This window comes from Paraburkholderia phytofirmans (assembly GCF_046028095.1).
In the GTDB taxonomy this organism is placed as follows: Bacteria; Pseudomonadota; Gammaproteobacteria; order Burkholderiales; family Burkholderiaceae; genus Paraburkholderia; species Paraburkholderia phytofirmans_A.
Map to the genome: position 1 here is coordinate 83,042 of NZ_JAQQDJ010000012.1, position 21,790 is coordinate 104,831.

18 protein-coding genes are annotated in these 21,790 nt (G+C 56.6%); 2 read left to right on the plus strand and 16 right to left on the minus strand.

The genetic code is table 11. The annotated features are described in order from the left end of the window. Window positions 1-45 precede the first annotated feature (45 nt). A complete protein-coding gene (locus tag PQR54_RS29075; protein ID WP_408251783.1) occupies window positions 46-471 on the plus strand; it encodes a cupin domain-containing protein in 426 nt (141 codons plus the stop codon). A 102-nt stretch (window positions 472-573) separates the two neighbouring features. Here the strand turns inward: PQR54_RS29075 and PQR54_RS29080 are convergent, their stop codons facing one another. Beyond that, the gene (locus tag PQR54_RS29080; protein WP_408251785.1) at window positions 574-1,035 is read right to left on the minus strand and encodes a hypothetical protein; all 462 of its coding nucleotides are present in this window, start codon (window positions 1,033-1,035) and stop codon (window positions 574-576) included. 681 nt (window positions 1,036-1,716) lie between these two features. Between PQR54_RS29080 and PQR54_RS29085 the strand changes: the two genes are divergently transcribed. Continuing rightward, window positions 1,717-5,016, plus strand: a complete 3,300-nt coding sequence (locus PQR54_RS29085) for a metallophosphoesterase (RefSeq protein ID WP_408251787.1) — start codon at window positions 1,717-1,719, stop codon at window positions 5,014-5,016. 331 nt (window positions 5,017-5,347) lie between these two features. On the opposite strand, the gene PQR54_RS29090 is transcribed toward PQR54_RS29085, so the two are convergent. The 15 genes from PQR54_RS29090 to PQR54_RS29160 form a co-directional block, all read right to left on the minus strand. Further along, window positions 5,348-6,241, minus strand: coding sequence for a hypothetical protein (locus tag PQR54_RS29090; RefSeq protein WP_408251789.1), 894 nt, complete (start codon window positions 6,239-6,241; stop codon window positions 5,348-5,350). Next, window positions 6,207-7,751 (minus strand): hypothetical protein, encoded by a 1,545-nt coding sequence (locus tag PQR54_RS29095; protein ID WP_408251791.1) that lies wholly within the window; start codon window positions 7,749-7,751, stop codon window positions 6,207-6,209. The genes PQR54_RS29090 and PQR54_RS29095 overlap by 35 nt, the downstream gene beginning before the upstream one ends. A 19-nt stretch (window positions 7,752-7,770) precedes the next feature. Beyond that, window positions 7,771-9,132 (minus strand): OmpA family protein, encoded by a 1,362-nt coding sequence (locus tag PQR54_RS29100; RefSeq protein ID WP_408251793.1) that lies wholly within the window; start codon window positions 9,130-9,132, stop codon window positions 7,771-7,773. Between the two features lie 560 nt (window positions 9,133-9,692). After that, on the minus strand, window positions 9,693-11,267 hold the full coding sequence (locus PQR54_RS29105; RefSeq protein WP_408251795.1) for a hypothetical protein: 1,575 nt from the start codon (window positions 11,265-11,267) through the stop codon (window positions 9,693-9,695). A gap of 4 nt (window positions 11,268-11,271) precedes the next feature. Further along, the gene (locus tag PQR54_RS29110; protein WP_408251797.1) at window positions 11,272-11,709 is read right to left on the minus strand and encodes a sugar 3,4-ketoisomerase; all 438 of its coding nucleotides are present in this window, start codon (window positions 11,707-11,709) and stop codon (window positions 11,272-11,274) included. Between the two features lie 4 nt (window positions 11,710-11,713). Beyond that, entirely contained in the window at window positions 11,714-12,067 is a 354-nt protein-coding gene (locus tag PQR54_RS29115) for a GtrA family protein (protein ID WP_408252055.1), read from the minus strand. Between the two features lie 2 nt (window positions 12,068-12,069). Then, complete coding sequence (locus PQR54_RS29120; protein WP_408251799.1) at window positions 12,070-12,978, minus strand: glycosyltransferase; 909 nt, start codon at window positions 12,976-12,978, stop codon at window positions 12,070-12,072. Between the two features lie 25 nt (window positions 12,979-13,003). Then, complete coding sequence (locus PQR54_RS29125) at window positions 13,004-13,954, minus strand: GNAT family N-acetyltransferase (RefSeq protein WP_408251801.1); 951 nt, start codon at window positions 13,952-13,954, stop codon at window positions 13,004-13,006. Then, the gene (locus PQR54_RS29130; RefSeq protein WP_408251802.1) at window positions 13,951-14,871 is read right to left on the minus strand and encodes a glycoside hydrolase family protein; all 921 of its coding nucleotides are present in this window, start codon (window positions 14,869-14,871) and stop codon (window positions 13,951-13,953) included. The genes PQR54_RS29125 and PQR54_RS29130 overlap by 4 nt, the downstream gene beginning before the upstream one ends. Before the next feature lie 2 nt (window positions 14,872-14,873). Beyond that, a complete protein-coding gene (locus PQR54_RS29135; RefSeq protein WP_408251804.1) occupies window positions 14,874-15,554 on the minus strand; it encodes an acetyltransferase in 681 nt (226 codons plus the stop codon). Window positions 15,555-15,565: 11 nt separating this feature from the next. After that, window positions 15,566-16,246, minus strand: coding sequence for a class I SAM-dependent methyltransferase (locus PQR54_RS29140; protein ID WP_408251806.1), 681 nt, complete (start codon window positions 16,244-16,246; stop codon window positions 15,566-15,568). Between the two features lie 68 nt (window positions 16,247-16,314). Then, window positions 16,315-17,436, minus strand: a complete 1,122-nt coding sequence (locus tag PQR54_RS29145) for a DegT/DnrJ/EryC1/StrS family aminotransferase (protein ID WP_408251808.1) — start codon at window positions 17,434-17,436, stop codon at window positions 16,315-16,317. 283 nt (window positions 17,437-17,719) lie between these two features. Continuing rightward, window positions 17,720-17,869 (minus strand): hypothetical protein, encoded by a 150-nt coding sequence (locus PQR54_RS29150; protein ID WP_408251810.1) that lies wholly within the window; start codon window positions 17,867-17,869, stop codon window positions 17,720-17,722. A gap of 166 nt (window positions 17,870-18,035) precedes the next feature. Next, window positions 18,036-19,496, minus strand: a complete 1,461-nt coding sequence (locus PQR54_RS29155; RefSeq protein WP_408251812.1) for an amino acid permease — start codon at window positions 19,494-19,496, stop codon at window positions 18,036-18,038. Between the two features lie 207 nt (window positions 19,497-19,703). Further along, on the minus strand, window positions 19,704-21,629 hold the full coding sequence (locus tag PQR54_RS29160) for a potassium transporter Kup (RefSeq protein ID WP_408251814.1): 1,926 nt from the start codon (window positions 21,627-21,629) through the stop codon (window positions 19,704-19,706). Window positions 21,630-21,790 lie beyond the last annotated feature (161 nt).

The following is a 21,790-nucleotide window of genomic DNA, read 5'->3' on the forward strand; positions in this document are numbered from 1 at the left end:
ATTGGTGACTTCAGGTGAGTCTTTTGGGCGTGGCGCGGGCAGTGGGTGCAGGCGCTACGCTTCTTTTTTCTGTTCTTCTACTTTTTTAATTTTTCTATTCGAGACGTTATGGGTGATTTGAGTATTGTGGATTTTTCGGCGCCTGCTAAGGAAAGTGTTGAGTACATGCCTAAGGCGGAGGCTGTGCTGGCGGGTGATCCTTTGCAGATGGTTCATACACATTTTTCTAGCCCTTGTGGGCAGCTTGCGGCCGGGATTTGGGAAGGGGCTTGCGGTCAGTGGGCTGTGAATTTTACGGAAAGCGAGTACTGCGAGATTCTTGAAGGGGTGTCGGTGATTCGCGATGCGGATGGTGTGGCGAAAACTGTGCGGGCTGGGGATCGGTTTTTGATTCCTGCGGGGTTTAAGGGGACTTGGGAAGTTGTTGAGCCGTGCAGGAAGGTTTTTGTTTCGGCGGAGTTTAAGGGGTAGGTTTTTTTTGTGGTCGCTTCGTGAGGGCTGGTGAAGGAGGCGCATGCGCTTGTGCATGGCGCCTCGCTTCGTTGATGCTTTTGGTTCACCGCTATCCGTTGATCAGTGCCGCACGGCGATCGATTGCCGTGCTTGCGTTTTTACGATCGACGCAGTTTTCGCGGGCGTTCTTTTTCGCTTTGCGGTGTTGTTGGTGGGCTGCGATCCGATCGCGAGCTTGGATGCTTCGGCGAGAAGGCGCGTTGCGTGGCCGGCCGTGAGGCGGGCTTGAGAGACGCCTTTTGCATCGAGCGCGATTACCTGGAAAAGCTCGCGGTCGTTTTCGAGGTCTTGCTGATATTGCTCTGCTGTGTCGACGAGGAGTTCGAGCATGGTCTGGCGACGGCGTCTTTCGTCGCTCGTGATGGGAGGATTCCTACATATCGAGGACGCGAGTGTGATCAACGTGTTCAGTTGGCTCAATTGCCGGTCGCAGAAGTCGAACGCGGATAGGGCGAGTTTTTCGTACTGGAGTGCGTCGACAGGTGGGCGTGAAACGGGTTGACTCTTGATGGATTTGGTCATTTTGCGATCTCCCTGATACCTACTTAGATCGCCCTACACTCGCTTTGGGAAGCGGGTGAGCGGGCACGTAGCGGGATTGGAAGACCGGGATACAAACAAACCGGCGAGCCTCGCGGCTCCCCCACTACAGCCCGCCCATTGGAATATAGACGTGCAGCAGCAGACGCACGACCCGCTGGGCGGGTGTGCGGTTTGTATCGCTGGCTTCCAAACCAGGCCGCCGGGTGTTTCCCGATGGCTTGGTGATTATAAATCAGGTGGGATTATGAGAGGGTAAGTGGGCGGGATAAGGACTTAATTTTGGGTGATCGGACAGGCTAATGTTGCTGGCGCAAGTCCGGGGCGAAGGTCTACCTAGCGGGCCAGCCCACGCGTTGCAGAAGCCAGTCCTGACCTGACGCAATGACGGTGCATCGGCCGGAGCGGCCACTTACGACTCGTCTCCCACACTCCACGAACGGCCGTTTCCATGCAACGACTAAGACCGTAGTCGACCCTCAACGGACGTTGCGGACGTTACCGGGTCAAGGGCGGCTTGGTAGGTATTTTGGCCATTCGACTTGCGCCAACTTCCCTAGTCTACGATCGGGCAAGACTCGAGTCGAACGAGGAGTGACAAGCGCTATAATTGTAAGAACGTTCGCAAATAAGCCGTCAACAATGAGTGTCGCGGGGAAAAATATGAAAAAGCAATTTTCGTGGCTGCATCTTAGCGATTTGCATATCGGACAGACGCATCAAAGGTGGTGGCCGAATTTCAAAAACATCTTTCACAAGGATTTGCGAAGACTCGTCAACGAGGTCAAACCACTTGACGTTGTAATATTCTCTGGAGATCTGACCCAACGGGGCGACAACGACGAATACGCTGCTTTGACTCGCGAACTGAGTGAGCTTTGGGAAATATTCAGCGAAGCGGATCATCATCCGGTGCTTTTCACAGTACCCGGAAATCACGACCTCGTGCGGCCGCCCGAAAATGATGCTCGCGTCAAATTACTCAAGCAGTGGGGAACGGATCCCGACATTCAACGCGAGTTTTGGTCAGAGACGAATAATCAGTATATGCAAGTTGTCCGTACTGCATTCGGCAACTATGAACAATGGGTTGAGGCTGTCGCTGCAGCTGGGATCCCACTGGCAAAAGGCAAAAAGGGTTTGTTGCCCGGTGATATCGCTGCGTCATTGAACTGTAATGACGTCACTGTCGGACTCATCGGACTCAATTCTGCTTTTTTGCAGCTCACTGGCGACGACTACGAAGGCAAACTATCGCTAGACTTTCGGCAACTGAGTGAGGTAACGGACAATGACCCCCCGGGTTGGTGCGAAAAACATGAGCTTAATTTTCTCGTAACCCATCATCCGACCAATTGGCTTAACTCAGACGCGTACCAAGAATTTAACGCCGAGATATATCCGACTGCCCGCTTCACCTGCCACCTTTTCGGGCACATGCACGATGCTGATTTGGTGACAACGTCACACGGGGGAGATGCCGGGCGGAAGTCATTTCAAAGCTCGTCACTTTTTGGGATGGAATTCCTCGCAGACGGGGTGACGGAGCGAGTACACGGTTATTCCCTTGGTCAAGTTGGCTTCGATGATTCCACAACGACTTTGCGGCTATGGCCACGGAAAGGAATTGTTAACCGGAAAAGCGGCGACCGGCGAATCGTGCCCGACCACGATAACTTTGCGCTGGAGCCCGGGGAAGAATATCTAGTAGAGACGCTTGAACGAAGTGCTTCAGCATCATCTGCCGCGGCACTTGCGTACAAAGCCCCTCCACCAGACTTGGCTTCTTTTGTCGAAGACAGCGATCCGAGATGGACGGAGATCTTAGCCGGGTCAGCCTACACCCTTATAGAGCAGGAGCAACATGTCGCAATACGAAAGCTTGAACAGCAGGCATTCGCTGAGAACATAAGGCAGAAAAAAATCTCTTGGATCTGCGCCGACTGGGGCTTAGGTCGAGACGGTTTCGCTTGGTCAGCGATAAAGAAAATCGGCCGTGAATCGCAGCCCGTCTTCCGGATAGATTTGCGAAATTACCAAGTGCGTGATGAATTTTTGGCTGATTTCACAAGGCTAATGGGCTGCGCATTCTCGGAATACTGCACAGCCTTAGCGCAGATCGGGCCAGCAGTCCTGCTCTTCGATGAAGCTCCAGTGGCTATTGGGCAATCAACCGGCGCGCTTATTGAACGCGATGCCGAAGGGTTGGCGGAAATGGTCCGAGATTTCTGCCCGGATGTTTTAATTATTCTGCTCGCGCGGCGCGCCCCGAAAGGCCAACGGATTGGCATCGTAACCCTTGACCCTCTAGATGAGGTCGAGACGAAAACTTATTTGTTCGCGCATCCAAGGGCAGATGCAGAAACACGGACGGCGAGGGCGGCAACCGAAATCTTTCGGCGCACTGACGGCTTGCCAGGGAAAATCGACCGTGTATTGGGGACGTTGAGGGTTGTCAGCCTCTCGGAGCTGGGTCCGCCAACTGGGAAGGCGTTAGCCGATCTATCTCAAACGTATGAATCTGTTCCGCAATCCCTCGCGATGGCGGTCGACGAACTTGCCGAATCGGTCGACCCAAATGTCCGGCGCAGCTTCTTGCTCCTCAAGGTATTAGCGGTACTGCCTCACGGAGAATCTCTGCGCCGCCTAAAGCGGGTGGACAATCAGCAGCCCTTGTTTGAACGCCATGCAGAAGAGCTTCTCGATCGCGATCTAATTCAAACACGAGCGTCAGCTACCTTGATTAGCGCAACCAGTGGCGACCAAGAACGGCTGAAGATCCTCTTTGCGCCACGCCAAGTGCGGGACTACGTGCTATCGCGCATGCAACCACGAGAGATCGAAGCTTTAGTGCGTAAGGCTGCCTCACTGTACTTTGGCGAGCAATGGCGGGTCGGCAATGCGAGCCTCCGAAAACTGGACGGTCCATTGACGTCGGACGACGGTAGTCTTCTCGAAAACCCGCACTACCTCGTTATGTGGTTGCTGAGCAATGGCGCGACCTGGCAAAGGATGGAGGCGGCCAACGCTGTCCTTGGCCTGAGCAAGATTTATTGCAGCGCACTGCACGAGGCGAAGCTCTATCGACACTGCGCAACTGTTTGCCGGGATGTACTCGGTCTAATCCCTGAAGACAGTTTCGTTAGCGACCGTGACACGATTGAAATGCTTTTTTCGAAGAGTCTACGCATGAACGGCGAGCATTCTGAGGCACTCGCTATCTTCGAACGATTGTTGACCGTCAGTCGGACCAAGGATATTCGTTCGTCGCTTCAGCTCAATCTTGCTCTTTGCCTACAATCTATGGGCGATACACGTGCGATTGCCGCAGCACAAGATGTCATGGAGTTGCAGCCGAAATCAGCGAACGCCATACAAGCCGAATCGATTGTTTTAGAGATGACGGAACATGCAAGCAAGAGCACTGAGTTGCTAAGACTGGAAAACGAAGCGCGAAAACGCGGATTCAATACCGTCGCGAACAATCTTACGCTCGATCGAGTCGAGGGCGGAGAGGAAGATTCGTCCATTTCGGAAGTGCTTCGACAGGTATATAGGAGTTCGATTGCCTCGGGCGATAACTACAACGCTGCGAGGGCAGCAGTAAAACTAGGTACTCGGTTGTTGAGAAGCGGTGATCCGCTGGCCGATGGCGATTTACGTCTTCTTATTGATTCGTATCAGTATTTTTATGGCCAGCGATTCGGAGGCCTATTTTCTAGCGCTCACAAAGCATTGTGGGAATATTTCGAGCAAAAGAAAGACGCGAGAAATTTATTAAGCTTGTTTCGCCACAGTTCTTTCATTTGGCGCCTCCATGAGAATGAAAAGCGCGAGTTGATCTATGCTGATCGACTTTCTAAGAATTTCAGGAAAATACTGTCGGCGGACATCTTAACGGCTGACAAAAATACAGCGTATTTCCTGTTGCGTGCTCAGAACTCTAAGTTAGCTTCGCCTTGAAGCCGCTTCTCAAGGTAATCCTTGATCTAAATTCGCGTGGGAAGTGCACGGTAACCACGGAGTGAAGAAGTGGCTGGCGACTTGCTGGTAGATGAAGCGGCGCCAGCTCCCGGCGAGCGATTGGCCGCTTACGGAGTGATGCGGTATATCGAATGTCCGGGGGGCAGCATCGAGCTAACGTCCCTTCTTGGCCGGCTGCTGCCCGACGCGGAGCTACCCGGAAGCGGACTTCCCGATGGGAATACCACGCAGCGAGGAAAGTCCACTAAGGACGGGCAAGGGCCCGTTCATAACACCGCCTTCGAACGCTTCTCAATCGCTCACCGCCCCCTCAATCCCCCACCGCCCCCAACAACGCCGGCGCCCCAAACTCCCCAACCTTCGCGTTCGACTTCTGGAAATAGAGCATCCAGAACTCCTTCAAAGCCCCCATAGTCTGCGGATCACGATAAACGTTCTTAACCTTCACATCCCCAGCCAACAGCCCCGCACCGATCACATAAACCCGCGCCCCACCAAAATCCCCAATCAACCCCGCAGCCGCCGCCTTCTTCATCTCCACCTGCGGATCAATCCGCCGAACGGCATTGTGCGAATAAAAACTCGACACGGAGCTGTTCTCCAACATATCCGACGCAAGCAACACAACCTTATCGGACGCAGGCGAAGCCCGAACCTTATCGCTGATATCCTTCAACGCCGCCAGAATGTCCGACTTCGCGAGATCATTCGTAGCCACCGACTCGACACGCCCAATCGACGTAAGCAGCGCCTTCTTAGCAAAAGCCGACTGCCCGGTCATACAAGCGTCAAAGCTACGCAACGCACGTTCACTAATATCGTCCCGCAACTTCTCAGGTATCGGCGACTCGATAACGCCGCGCGTCACGACCTCCGTGTAATGCCCTTGCGAGAAAGCCGAAAAATCGAACAACGTATAGGCGCCTGCGGGCCTAATGGCCTTCCCGGCCATCTCCGCAATCTGGGCCTGCAACTTCTCATCGAAAACCGTCGTTTGATCGATGGCGATGAAAAGCTCGTGATCGACACCGCCCGCTACTGGCTTGATGTGATTGGCTGCGTAGCAACTCGGAATATCGTTCGTGACGCCGGCTTGTGCCGACACCGCAATCGCGGCCAAACACGCTGCCGCGACTACGTGAGTGAGATGTTTAATCATTAGCGTCGAATCAAGCCTTGAAAAGATCATCGAGTTCAGACTCAAGCGCGAGCTTCGCTTTCTCAGCCCGCTCTTTACGATGCTTGATCGCATTGACCACTTCAGTTCGCACCGACTCATCAAGGCCGTAAATCAGTTCCTTCTTGCGTGCCACATCAGACTCAGCCTCGATCTTCGCGACAAGCGCATCAATGCTCGCGGTCGCCGACACCTCGTCAGACGCTTCAGCAGGTACCGCCACAACCTTCGCGGACGCATCGGTCGCAACGCTTACGGATGCTGCTTGCCGTGCCGTCACCTGAGGCTCCGGCGTATCGACGACTACCGTCGGCGCGGCTGTCGAACGAATCAAACCACTTTCCAGATCCGTGAAATTCCGATGCTCCAGCACATAGTCCCGGAACGTCTTCGAGAAGGTCTTGCCCGAGATATCCGCGTTCTCAGCCATCCGCTTCCGAAGGTTCTCCAGCTGCGACTGCGCAATAGCCCGGAACGGTGCGTAGTAGTTGTTGTAGTCCTCGAACGTCTTGAAGCCTTTCGTCGTTTTCCACGCGGCGAGACTTTCCCGCCCGCCGAAACCCCACGCAAAGCCACCAAAAATACCCACGATCTGCGTGACCACAAAAATCACAGCCAGCGTGATAAAGGCCGCAGCGCCTTCGCTTCGAGTCGACGACGATTCCTCTGCTTTCGCGCGATCGTCAGCCGCTTTCTGGCTGGCGACGAGTTCGGCCGGCATCGCGTTAGCCGTCGCGAACGGATTACCGGCGTCAGCGCCCTGGCTCACGCCCATCGCTTCACGCGTCTGTTCCGCGTTGAGGTTGCTCCAGCGCATCCACGTCGAGGTCCCTGCAATCACGATAATGACCGCGACGGTCAACGCCACCATGAAATAGCTGTGACTCGTGCCGACGCGATTGGCAACCTGCGTGTAGTCCGGCTCGGCATCATCGACGGACTGATCGTCGTCGAGTTTGACCTTGCGGCTCGAAAAGCGCTCCTGCGATTTGTCCTGCTTCCATTGCTTCCGGCATCGCGCAACGAGATTCGAACGATAGAGCTGGTGCCCCGCAACGTGCGTCAAAAACACCATGATCACGCACAGCACGAACACGATTGCCACCATCAACAAGGTGTGTGTATTCGCGCTACCGTCGCGGGCCATCCAGCTACCGAGCAGATATGAAAACCCAAGACCCTCTGCGATAACAAGCACGCTCAGCAGCGTGAGAAGCCACAACGGCGTCGGCGAGCGTCCGCTGTCGTCCGACTTCGCGAGATATTCGTTGCGCTTGCTGAACTCGGCTTTCGACAGATACGAAATGAACTTGTTGTAGTCGCCGCACAGCGTACGCTCGGAATCAGTCCAACCGTCCTTACCGTGAATACCGTGGCGCGACAGACGCGCCGTCTTCCCGAGAATAGGGAACGTGTACTTCCAATGATTCAGCCAGAACTCGAGCGTCGAGCGGAAAGAAAATGCGCCCACTGCAAGCAGCACCACGACGACGCACCAGATAGCCGGGCCCAAATTGGCCTGAATGAAATCCATCATGTTCGTTATTACCCTCTTGTTAGGTGCGTGCGATGACCGGCACGTAATTCACCGTGAAATACTGACTGCTCTTGCGGCGCACAAGCTCACCGGACGTCGCCTTGCCGTTCGAGAAGATGATGTCGGCGCAGTCGAACACGCCGCTGTTGTTCACGAAGACCCGATACAAGACGCCGCCCTTCACCGCGTAGGCGTTCACGTCGGGAGACAAGGACACTTGCGGCGAGCCGTTCGGGCCAGCGCTGCGGTCAAAGTCTTTCCATACGAGCAGCGTCGGCTTCGCACCTGCGGTCGCACCATTGCGAAGGACGGAGACATCCTTGAGCGCGAGATACTGTCCGTTCAGCGCGGCGCCCCAGCTGCTTCCATACAGATTCGGCAAGTGATCGCGTACGGGCACTGCCCGGTCATCGGCAACGGACTTCATCGCTCGCGAAACGCGCGGCCGGTCGTTCACGCAACTCTTCGCCACCGGCGCCTCATCGGCTACCGCCGAAGAGAGGAACGAGAGTGTCGAGGACGATGCCGGCAAAGCTGCAAACTGGAGGCCAAGCGCCGCGGGGAGCGCCTCATGCCAGCCGAAATCGATGCCATCGGACGACGTCGAACGAGTGGATGCAACCGGCGTAGCAGGCGCGGAGTTCGACGCGGCCGTCGTGTTCGCCGGCACCGGTGCCGATGCTGCGCGCGCGGGCGTGGCGCCGGCCACTGCGGTCTCTGTCGCAGCGCGATTTTTGGTAGCTGTACGACGCGCTGCTTTGGTCGTCGCGTTACCAGGTGTTGAAGGCGCCACTCCCGCGGCAGCCTGATCGGACTGAGCGGTCACCGCGCGGTAGTACTGGTATTTAGGCACGCGACTGCTTGCGTAGCTTTGCAAAATATCGGTCCTGGCGCCGCTGAGATCGACGATCTCGACTCGACGGTTGGCTGAGCGCCCTTCTGCCGTGTGATTATCGGCAATCGGCAACGTCTCGCCTGCGCCCTGATAGAACACGTTCTCTCGTGCAATGCCGTGGTCCGCGAACAGCCGCGCGACGGCTCGAGCGCGGCGCTCCGACAGCTCCGCGTTCAGTTCCGAACTGCCGGTGTCGTCCGTATGGCCGATGAGCAGGATTTTCGTTTGAGCCACAGCTGCTTTGTCGGCCGCGCTCGACGCCTCGGCTACCCGACTGGACGTGCGATATTGCTCGGCAATCTCAGCGAAATAGACCGCCGCTTCCGGCGTCAGTTCGGCCGAGCCTGTTTCGAATTGGGTATGTCGCGCAGTGTCGACGATCGTGAAGGAACTGCCGACCTGCTCGGTCTTGCCGGTATCCGGAGCACGCGCTTCGAGCGCGGTCGCCGTGTAGGTGAGGTCGTGCTTGGCAGCGATTTTCGACAATGCGCAACGCCGGCTATCGACCGCATGTCCAATGAGGCCACCGGCCAGGCCGCCCGCGGCGCCGGCGATCGCCGCGGCCGCAACCTTGTTTTTGTTGGCGACGACTGCGCCTAGAACAGCACCAAGCCCGACACCGACTGCGATGCCAATGTTCCGGTTGCTATTCGCGCATGGGTCGGGGTTTGCAAATGTGCTCTCGAACACATTCAGGTCTGCGGTTTTCTCCGGATCCGCTGACGCCCCGCTGGCCTGCTGGAAGCCGCCGGGATTAGCACATCCGGACAACGCGAAAACGGTGATCGTAGCGAGCCAAAGCGGCCTCGCTTTTCCTATTCCTCTCACTGAGAAACCCCTCGGTCGATATATTTTTAATTGCGCAAACGCGTGCATCGGCATCAGAAACGCCGTGATGCTGTCGAGACAAGCGCTCACATATCGATATCGGCTGGGGTGGGGTGAACTTTAGGAATATTTTTGTGAGACGACGGCGATGAACGTGGCGGGGGCGTAGGCTGAAACGCTAGCATTCCCTTGCGTGCCCCCAACCATATTCATCCGTGTCAACGCTGGCGCAAAAACAACTCTGCAGTAGAGCTTCCATAATCACGCGCAGTCGACGCGTCCACTCTGCCAGCGGGCCGATACTGAGGGAGCTCTCGCATAGCTTGCGCAACGGCCGAACTGCCAGGCAAGTCTCTCTGAGTCGCCACGACCACATCCGCAGGACAATTTTCGATGGCTCGTTTGACTGCCTTCTCGTCGAAATGCAGCGTGACAGCCGTAACGGTCAGATTACTGACGCCGTAGCACGGTGGGCGAAGACCCGTGAGAGGATACAGTACCAGCATCGCAGCGCTCGAACTCAGAGTAGCGTTGGCAGGAGCAATGCGTCTGATCTGATCGGCCATGAGCAGATAATTGCTACGCTGAATCGACTCGTCGGCCCAATATTTGCCGTGCGTTTCCTTAAAAGCAGGGTAAGTGAGTCCCCAAAACAAGCCGCGTTGATAGTCAAGCTGCGGCCGTACGAGCATTAAAGAGACACCAATGCACAAGCAGCTACAAATGAGCTTTTGCGCCCGACCAGTGAATTGGCAAGTGCTCCAACCCAAGCTTGTGATACCGCACAGGCCAATAAGCGACCACGAGAAGTGATAAGGCAAACCCAGCTTCGCGAGCGGTTCAACGAAGGGAATCAACGTGACGGTGGCCCAGAAAACAAAAGGCTTAAGATATTCCGTCGTTCTTCGGCGAATCGACGCGATGGCGATGCATGCCGTTGCCGCAAGACTCATGACCAGACCCGCGGCAGCCGCCTGCGCAGCGAGTTGCCCACTCGACTTGAATAGATTCCATCGCATATCGCCGAACGCTACGTAGACGGCGCCACTGTCAACGTAGCCCGCTATAAAGCTGGATACGCCGCCGGCGCCTCGCAGGGCGATTGCCAGGACGAGGATGAGCGTTCCGGCCGCCAGTCCGCCTGCCACGTAGTACGTCAACCCGCGAGTGCCCCGCTCCATGAAGATGGAGACCGCGCCTAACACAGCGAAGAGAAGTAGCGTTTCTCGCAAAAGTACGCCGAGCGCGACGAGTACACCTATGGCAAAGAACCTGGACCGACTGGCTTGCGGCTCGGAAAAGAACAGGATCGCCGCATAGAGCAACGGACACAGCGCTATGAAGAAGCTGTTCTTAAACCCATACTGGATGAATACCGGGTGGTTCAGCAGCGCAAAAAACAGCGCAGTGATAAGCGCACTCGCTGTCAGGCTTCCACTCAAGCGCGCTGATATTCGCAGCATCAAGACAGCGGCCAGTGCGTCCGGAACGACATCAATCAGTCGCAAGGCAAAAATAGGATTGACCTTAAGCGAGTAGACGAACGACGTCATCAACGGGTAGAGCATCAACATGCCGTCATTCGGAAGACGCAGGTCTTGCGATAACCGGTCATGGATAATCAGCGCGTAGTACGCGTAGATGCCTTCGTCAGTCGATGGATAACCACCGACTACCGCCAGTCGCAGCACAACAACGACGAGCACGACGAACACAGCGGCGCCGATTAGCCCCATGCGCTGGCTGTGTGCCCTCGACGTTGGCTCTGATTTCAATCTCACGCTGCCGTACATTCAGTCAAACCTGTTTTGAAGCCAGATTTTTTATCAGGGCGAGATAGTCATCGTAGTCCCGGATATAGTCTGCTTCGTTATACATATCAGACGCGAGAATCAACGCGACCGAGCCCGGATCGAAATTGACCTCTGCCGCCCAAATCAGCGGGGGAACGTGCAGGCCCTTCCATGGCCGATTCAAATGGATGCGCGTGCGATTCTTGCCATCATCGACCTCGACGTCGAAGCTACCCGAGAGGCAGATGATCAACTGATTCAGCGTATGGTGCGCATGTGCGCCCCGGCTTTCTTCAGTGGGGACGTCGTATAAGTAAAAAACACGTTGGATCGCGAATGGCACATGTTTATCGCTTTCAATAAACGTGAGGTTGCCTCGTGGATCGGTGATCTTCGGCAACTCGTAAAGCTTGCAGTCGGAAATGGCAGGCATAGTATTCATGGGCCTATTCACGGAAGATTGCGCGGGTGAGAATGAACATTGCGGGAACGGTCACACAAACGACGATGAGTGGCGCGACCTGCGTCGGAACGTGCAGTACATGTACGCAAAGCCTCAATACGCCTAGTCCAATCGCGTAGTTGATCAGATAAGCCACCGGATACGACGCTGCGGTCCGCACGCTCAGATCTTTCTTGAATACCCATTTGGCACTTAGCAGGTAACCCAGCGCGATACCAACCGCGTACGTGACTGTGTAGGCCCATGTATAGGGAAGAAACTTCAACAAAAGCAGGTAAAGGAGGTAGGTGGCAAGGGTGTTGACAGCCCCCGAAACCAGGAATCGCTTGAACCTCATCTTCACCAGACCTGCTCGATAACCGTCTCCGGGCGCCGGTTCGTTTCTTCGAAAATCCGCCACAAGTACTCACCGATCAAGCCGAGCATGACAATCACGAGTCCCAGCATGAAAGAAATCAGAGAGACAATCGTTGCAAATCCAGGAACGGAAATGTTGTGAAGGAATGCGTTGATCACGACGATTAGCCCGTAAACGAAACTGCACACTGAGATCACGGCGCCCACGCCCGAAATCACCCGGATTGGCGTGATTGAGAAACCCAGCATGATGTCGAGAAACGCTGAAAATTTCTTGGCAAACGTCCAACCGGACTTCCCGTGCCGGCGCGCCGGACGGTGATAGGTGATGACGCTGGGCTCGTAGCCCAACCAATAAGCGAGGAGCGGCGTGAAAACCGATTTCGAACTGTTCAGAAGGTGGGGCAACAGCGCCTTGTCCATCAGCGCCATGTCGTACCCACCGTAGGGGTAGTCGCGAATGACCAGTGCCCGCAACAATTTATAGTGAATACGCGAGAAGAACTTCGACACGACCGGATCATCTCGCGTTACGCGCTCGCAAATAACAAATTTGGAACCGGCCAGCCACCGGTCGACCATCTCATTGATCAGCCCAGGCGGATCCTGCAGATCCGCGGCAACAATGATGAATGCGTCACCCGTCACGAAGCGGAAACCCGTCTTCGAACAGTGAACCGCTCCGAAATTGCGAGTCAGCTTGACGACGGTGGTGGCAGGCCGGGTGCTCTTGAATTTCAGGAGCAGTTCCAGGGAATTATCTTTTGAGCCGTCATCGACGAAGATAAGCTCAAGCAGGATATCGCGGGCGAGCAGGCCCTGTTCGAGCGTAACGAGCTGCGCAAATAGGTCGGGCAGGCTTCCGGCATTGAAATACACCGGAACGATCAAGGATATTTTTTTCTGACTCACAATCTCAAATCGCCAATTCGTAATATTCGTGGGCAACACCGCCGCCGCCAAATTCGGACTTGAATCGAAACAGTCCGTCGTTCAGTACCAGGCCTGCCGATTCATTGCTCGTTCCAAAGTCGAAATACCGCGCGCCACTTGCGCGGGCTTCTTCTATTGCGGCGCCGAATACTGCGTCGAGCGCGCTAACCTCATTGCCTCTCTCACTGGACGCAATGTATTGGGCATGCCACACGTTCTTCGAGCAGAACAAAAGGACGCCCGCGATCACGCTTTCGTCCATGACTGCGCAGCGAAGCTGGATCTCGTCGGGAAAACGCGACGCCAGCAGCGCTATTTCGTCGGACGTGTGAACCGGAACAGCCTCGTGACGGCGCGCGAGCGTTTCGGTCAGAACCGCCCAGAATGCGGGCAGATCATCGATAGCCGCGCGAACCGACACGGTCTTGCACGCCTTGCGCCTCGCACGCTTCCGACGCTCGCTGACGGGCCGCTGGTGCTGCAGATCGATCGTGCATGACAAATCGCATCGAACACGCTGCGCGCCATGACGGAAGAGCGCATACACATCGTCTTGCGAGGGAACCCGCGCGTAGATGTACGGAACCACTTTGTAGACCAGTTTGCGGATACCACGGTCGCGATAGTGATCCTTCAACGCGCCGATCGCGTCGATCATTCGCTGACCATGAAGCCAGCCGGCGTGTGCAATGCCGCCATACGTTGCGCCCGGATGACTTACGACGATATCCGGATCGCCGGTTGCCTTAGCCGCTGGAAACAGACCCACCAAACGTCCCTCGTTCATCAGCAGGACGGAAGCATCCTGGAAGCGTGAACCGTGGTACGACAGAAAGCGTCGCGTGTGCAACAGCGTTGCATTGTCGCATTCGCGACACCAGTCGTCCCATGCTTGTGCGTGTTCAGCGCTGTAGTCGACGATATCGATGTTCACTTGATCAGTTCCGCGACACCGAAGCCCGTCCCGCCGAAGTCGTTGCCGTTGTAAAAACAGAAAGTTTTGTCGCCGACATTGACCACCGCCGAGTATTCGACCGTCTCGGTGTCCCAGCCGGAGGCGGAAACGTCCAGACCCAGTTGTTCGTCCAGCCGCGTCCAGTGCCGCCCATCGGGCGATTCGGCGTAGCCCATCCGATAACCCAGCGGCTGCTTCTTCCTGATGCTATAGAACATCTGGTAGCCGTCATGCTTCTTGACGACGTAGGGCCGACCAATCCCGTGTTCGACATTGCGATTCAGTTCAAAGACGCGACTGCCCGCGTCGGGCCATATGATCCCGTCCGCGGACTCCAGATAGTGAAGGTCGTAGACCGGCATGGCTTTTCCTTCCAGCGTCTCCCATTCGCTCCCTGCGATGTACCACATGCGGTAGACGCCGTCTTCGGCCATCACAAAAGGACCGCACCGAAAGTGCAGTTCATGCGGCGATCTTTCCAGAATCGGCGTAGCTCGAAGACGTTGAAACGTCTCGCCGCCATCGTGACTGATGGCAAGTCCGGTCAACAAACGGTAGCGGATTTGATGGCAAATCTCGAAGCCAACGTAGTACATCGCCAACGTGCCATCAGGTCGCGCGAGCACGCATGTCTGGAATACGCCATTGTCGTCAAAGGCGCCCGGCACACCCACGTCGAGGACAGGGTCTGTCGATACGCGGAGCACGCGCGTTGGATCGCCGGCGTCGACGTCAACGAAGCCAATGCGGCCAATGCCTTTTTCGTCACGCCCTTGCACGTAGAGGCGCAATGTGCCGTCCGCCAGAAACAGCGGCGTCGGACACGACGCATGGGATCGGGCCCACCAAAGGTCGCCGTTCGGGCACCAGACGACGCCCAGCTTTCTCCATTCCATTTTTAGTCCGCGCGTACTTTGAAGAAGCGGCGAGCGCTTACCCTTGCGGGTTCGCTCTTGACGCCGCCGTAGAGCTTGTCCGGTTCTGTGTCACTCGAGATCGAAACGCCGGGTCCGATCCAATTGCTCTCGCCAATGTTGACGTTGTTGCTGACCGTCGAGTTGACACCCATGAAGGTATGGCGCCCTATGGTACAAAACCCGGAAATCACAACTTGCGACGAGATAAAGCAGTGACTGTCCACCTTGGTGTGATGCCCAATGTGATTGCCGCTCCAGAGCACGACATTGTCCTCAATACGGACAAACGGCTGCACGGTATTGTTCTCGAAGATAAAGCAATGTTCGCCGATCGATGCGTTTGGCCACACAAACGCTTTCGAACTGATATAGCTTGCGGGCTTGTAACCCTTCGCCTTGCACGTTTCATAAAGCCGCGCGCGCAGCCGATTCAGTTGCGAATAGACAATTGCCGCGTAGAAATCGACCCGCTCAGGCGGATAAAGCTCTTCGAGTCGCTCCAGCGGTACCACCGGCAGATCGAACAAGCGGTCGCGCGTCATGAATTCCGATTCCACGACGAAAGCGACCACGTTGTACTCCGAGTCGTGCGTAAAGTACTCGTAGGCAACTTCGGCGAATGCACTGTCGCCAACGATAACCAGGTCTCGGGTCTTTTCCATTTGCGTCGCTTTTACGGTCGTTGGATCAAGATGTCTTCGCGGCGATTCGCCATGGGCAATGCTCGCCCTTGTGGCAGCACGTAGGCATCGAACCCGGCGGATCGCGCTCTCTCGAGGATCGAGAAAACGATTGAGTCATCGATCTGGTCATGCTCGATCTGATTGAAGCTCACGATCGGGTCGTCGGCCGTGCGCATGAACTCCTTGTGAAAACGGACGCCCGTTTCGCTGGAGAAGAAACGTTTGCGCTTGGACACATTCGGTATGTCGCCAAGCAACATCTGGCCTCCCGGCGCCAAAAGAGACAGCGAATCGTCGAGGAAGCGGAAGAACGGTGCCTCCAGCACGATATATTGCAGAACGCTATAGCAAAGAATGACGTCTGCAGTCTCTCTGAGTCCGTCGATGAGGCCAGGGCAATCGGGGTAGCGCGCCGCAACCTTCGTGATGAATGGCCGATCGTCCAGTTGCTGCAACATTTCTTCGCTATCCACCAAGGTGAGCGAATGGCCGTTCTTCTCGCAAAGAGCGATCAGCATGCCCGGAAGATCGCTACAACCTGGGCCGATGTCGAGCACGTTCTGTTTCGGAAGTTGCAGGTTGTCCAACTTGCCGACGATGTCCGCGAAAATGTGACTCTCGAACCCTTGACGATATTCGTCCGGAAAACCGATGCGCTCGTATTTCGACAACGAGTCGTCGCTCGCGAGCCGCCGGAAATCGTCGAAGCCGATCTGCGATGTGCGGTTCTTTGGTTGATTCATTGCGCGGACTCACGTGCGAAATAAGCACAAACGGATTCGATGACACGGTCCACCTGCGCTTCGGTCATTCCCGGAAAGCACGGCAACGTGACGATCTCGGCCGCGCTCTGTTCCGTCACCGGTAAATGTTGACGGGGTGAAGCGGACCGGCTCGTGTAAACGGTCTGCCAGTGATCGGGAATCGGATAGTGCACTTCCGTTGCGATGTCCTGTTCGGCGAGATAGGCGCGAAATGAATCACGGTCGCGCACGCGAATGACGTAGAGATGGGCGACGTAATCCGCGTCCACGGATGAAGCGACCCTTGCCGGCAGTTCATTGAAGGCGGCGTTGTATCGACGCGCCACGGCTCTACGTTGCGAATTCCAGTCGTTCAGATGCGGCAACTTCTCGCGCAGGATCGCCGCCTGCACTTCGTCCATACGGCTGTTCCGGCCGCCCGCCAGTTCCACGCTGTACTTGGTGCTCCATCCGTACTGACGCAGCATCTTCAGCTTCTGTGCAATCGCCTGGTCCGAGCATACGGCCGCACCGCCGTCACCCAGCGCGCCCAGGTTCTTTGTCGGATAGAAACTAAAACAGCCGATGGCGCCAAAGCTTCCCGCAATACGCCCCCCGCGCATCGCGCCATGAGCTTGCGCGCAATCTTCGACGACGGGAACCCCGGCTTGTGCGGCAATCGCCACGATTTCTTCGATAGCGGCGAGTTGCCCGTACAAATGCGTGACGAGAATCGCCTTGGGCTTCTCGCGCGAAAGCAGCTCGCGAAGGGCGGCCGGCGACATGTTCAGCGACGAAGCATCGACGTCGACGTAAAGCGCGCGCGCGCCAATCGCATTGACCGCCGTGCTGCCGTAAAAGCCGGCGTTAGCCACCAGCGCCACGGAATCGCTGGGCGTGACATCTAGAGCCCGCAACGCGAGTTCTAACGAGTCGGTTCCATTAGCGAGTGCAACGCAGGTATCGACGCTGATATACGCGGCGAACTCCTGCTCGAAGTTTTTCACTTCATTGCCGAGGATGAACCAGTGACTGTCCGCCACGCGGTTGAAGGCACCCGCGAGGTCGATGCCGCGATTCGAGGCTTCAATGGAAAACAGAGGGACCTTGCCGGCCATAGCGCACGTACCTCCGCAATATGATTTACGTCATCGCACGCGAGCCGTGCGATGACTTCGATTAAGTGGTTACCGTGTGAAATGTGCCCGAATCAGGATCCGAGAAGGTGACGACGGCAAACGCTTATCATAACTCATCGCGAATGTCGATGTCACGTTTGGACGGTATTGGGCGGACGCTGGAAAGACCGGTCGTGAGCTTCGATTTCGATGCCACGTGATAGTGGCATACGATGTGCCGGCAGAACCCGGCGTGCCTTGATACGAAAAACCTAAACTCCTTCTAAGTCCTCTCCCGCTCATCCGGCATATGCCGCCGCATAAAAACGTCGATGTCATCCACGCGCGACGAAGCAAACGCCCTCACCACGACCACACCCACGATACCCAAAACAACCACCACAGACGGAATCTCAAACAAGGTCATATCCACGATAAACCTCCTCATAAACCGAGAGCAGCCACGGCACACCACAACATCGCCGCGGCCACACCTCACACTCCCAGTCTATGAAGCCACACGTCACCCACCAAACGAGCATTTCTCATCGCTATGTGAGAAATACTCGCCGTAGCGCCAATCCAGCGCCACCTCTTTCTCAATGCCGCTCCGGATAGCGCAACCTCGAATGATTCCGGCCATAAGACATGTAAATAGTCATGCCGATCACAAGCCACACAACCAGCCGCACCCACGTAACAAGCGGCAGCCCAGCCATGAGCAGCAGGCAAAACAGAATCCCCAGAACCGGCACGACCGGCACGCCAGGAACCCTGAAAGGACGCGAAGCATCCGAGTCGCTGCGGCGCAAATAAATCACCGCGCCGCACACAAGAATGAACGCGAACAAAGTGCCGATACTGACCATCTCTCCCAGCACGCTGATCGGCGTCAGCGCCGCCACGATCGCAACGACCGAGCCAATCAGAATCTGGCTCAAATAAGGCGTCTGAAGACGCGGATGAACTCGCGCGAAAAGAGGCGGCAGCAGACCATCCGTCGACATCGTGAAGAAAATGCGGCTCTGCCCGTACAGCAGCACGAGAATCACAGTGGTCAGTCCTGTCAACGCACCGATCTTGATCAGAATCGAGAACCAGTTCATGCCGATGGCATCCACACCCTTAGCGATCGGATCAGGAACATTCAATTCAGCGTAAGGCACGAGCCCGGTGAGCACACCTGCAACGAGGATGTACAAAATCGTGCAGATGATCAGCGACCCCAGAATGCCGATCGGCATGTCCCGCTGCGGTTTCTTCGCTTCCTGCGCCGCGGTGGAAACCGCATCGAAGCCGATGAACGCAAAGAACACCACGGCCGAGCCGCGCAGGATCCCGCTCATGCCAAAGTTACCGAACTCGCCGGTATTGGCGGGAATAAACGGATGCCAGTTCGCCGGCTTGATGAAAAACACGCCGAGCGCGATAAAAGCCACCACCACGACCAGCTTGACCGCCACCATGATGTTGTTGAGCCGCGCCGATTCCTTCGTACCGAGCACGAGCATGGTGGTAAGAATGGCGATGATCACTATCGCGGGCAGATTGACGATGCCCGTCGCGGTGGTGCCATCGGCTAGCTTGATGACGGTGCCGGGTGCAGCGGCTAGGACGGGCGGGATATTGATCCCCACGTTATGCAGCAAGCTCACGATATAACCGGACCATCCAACCGCGACCGTGGCGGCGCCCATCGCGTATTCGAGGATCAAGTCCCAGCCGATGATCCACGCGAAAACTTCACCCAGCGTGGCATACGTGTACGTGTAACTACTACCGCATACCGGCAACATGGCAGCCAGTTCCGAATAGCAGAGACCGACGAACGCGCACGCAATGCCGCCGAGCACAAACGACAAGATGATGCTCGGGCCTGCGAATTGCGCTGCTGCGGTGCCCGTCAGAACGAAGATGCCGGCGCCGATGATGGCGCCGATACCCATCGCGGTGATGCTGGTGGCGCCGAGTGTTTTCGATAGTGAGTGGCCTTCTTCCGCGTCGGCGCTTCCCACAATATCGGCGACGGATTTCCGTGCCATGTAGCTCGTATCAGCCATGATGAGTCGTCCCGTTCAATTGGTGTTGGGCACGAGCCGACTCGGCTTGCTTCGGCGCGCGGAGCACGACAAAAACATCCTTTACTGAAGACTAGCGGGCAAGGTAAGAGGAATGGAAAATTGAGTGTATTCCGAATTAAAAGCAAAGTGAATATTTGATTCCCTCTCGCCCGCGGCCGAGCTTTGGATCGCGTTCTTAGGTAATCCTCAAATCTCCACCCGCGCCCCCAACTCGATCACTCGATTGGCCGGCAGCTTCAGATAAGCCGCAACATTACCCACGTTATGCAACATGACCGAGAACAAACGCTCTCGCCACATCGCCATGCCGCTATCGCGAGTCGGCACGAGAGTCGCGCGGCTCAGAAAGTAGGAAGTCTCCGCCGGCTCGAATGCCAAACCGTACGCCTTGCAAACTTCAAGTGCGCGCGGCAGATCGACTTCATCCATGAAGCCGTACGTAATCGTGACCTGGTAGCATTCCGAATCGAGTGGATGCACGCTCACACGCTCACTGGCGGGTACCCACGGTATCTCCTCGTTGTTCACCGTCACGAACACAACCCGTTTGTGCAGCACGCGGTTATGCATCAGATTGTTGATCAACGAATGCGGCACACCGTCAGGATCCGGCGAAAGAAAGATCGCCGTGCCACCGCAACGAATCGGCGATTCCTTGAGCAGCGTCGCCAGATACGGCTTGAGCGGCGTCGTCCCGGCTCTCACGCGCGCTTCGGCGCGCATCATCTCCCAGCCTCGTCCCCAGGTTGCCATGATGGTGTAGATAATCAGTCCGACCAGAAGCGGGAACCAGCCGCCTTCCATCAGCTTCAGCAGATTCGCGGAGAAGAATGCCGCGTCGATCACGAAGAAGAAGCCGGTCGCAAACACGCATAGAAACCAGTTGTAGTGCCACGCATAGCGAATGACGAAGAACGTCAGAATGGTCGTGATCAGCATCGTGCCGGTCACGGCGATACCGTATGCGGAGCCGAGCGCCGTGGATGAACCGAAGCCGAGCACGGCGGCCACGACAGCAGCCAATAACGTCCAGTTGATGCCCGGCACGTAGATTTGCCCCATCTCCCTTTCCGATGTATAGACGACGTTCATGCGCGGCAGAAAGCCGAGTTGCATCGCCTGCTTCGTCATTGAATATGTACCGGAGATAACGGCTTGCGACGCGATCACGGTCGCGACCGTCGAGAGCACGATCATCGGATACAGCGCCCATTGCGGAAACATTTTGTAGAACGGATTTTGCAGCGCGCCCGGATCGGCAAGCAGCAACGCGCCCTGCCCCAGATAGTTCAGCGCGAGTGCGGGAAACACGAGGCTGAACCACGTCAGCCGGATCGGCTTCGCGCCGAAATGTCCCATGTCGGCATACAGCGCTTCCGCGCCGGTCAACGACAGAACGACCGCGCCCAAAGCAACGAACGCCAGCCACCGATGATGCAGGCAAAACGCCAGCCCGGTGAGCGGATTGAGCGCGACGAGAATCGCGGGCGCCCGCATCATGTTGACGACGCCCACCACGGCAAGCACGATGAACCAGAGCACCATCACCGGTCCGAACACGATGCCGATACCGGCCGTGCCATGCTTCTGCATCAGGAACAGCGTGACCAGCGCAACCAGCGTCACGGGAATCACACAGGTCTTGAGGAACGGCGCGGCTACTTCAAGACCTTCGACCGCGCTCAGCACCGAGATCGCCGGCGTAATCACACTGTCGCCGTAAAAGAGTGCCGCGCCCATGATGCCGATGCCCAGCAACGTATGGCGCAAGCGCGGCCGCGCAGAAACCGACGACGCGGCCAGCGCCAGCAGCGCCATAATCCCGCCCTCCCCATGATTGTTCGCGCGAAGAATCAACGTGACGTATTTGAGCGAGACGACGACGATCAGCGACCAGACGATCAGCGACACAATGCCGACCACATTCAGCGCGTTGAGCGCCAGCCCGTTCGCGGGATCGAACACCGTCTGCAGCGTGTACAGCGGGCTTGTGCCGATGTCGCCGTACACTACACCTAATGCTGCAAGCGCGAGTGCGGGCATCGCCGGGCGATGATGCCCGCGCCCGCCGGAATGGCCCGCATCGGGCGCGGCGGATACTGACTGGCTCATGTCTCGCTCCAGTTTCGCATTCTCGCGGTGCAACATAAGGCTTGGGCCGATGCACTGCGGAACCGATTCATGCTTTTATCAGGCCTCGTTTTTTCGAGGAGTCGCCTGCGCCCCCAATAGTCAGCATCGCGGAAGCAACTGTCGTACGAGAAACGCGCGTC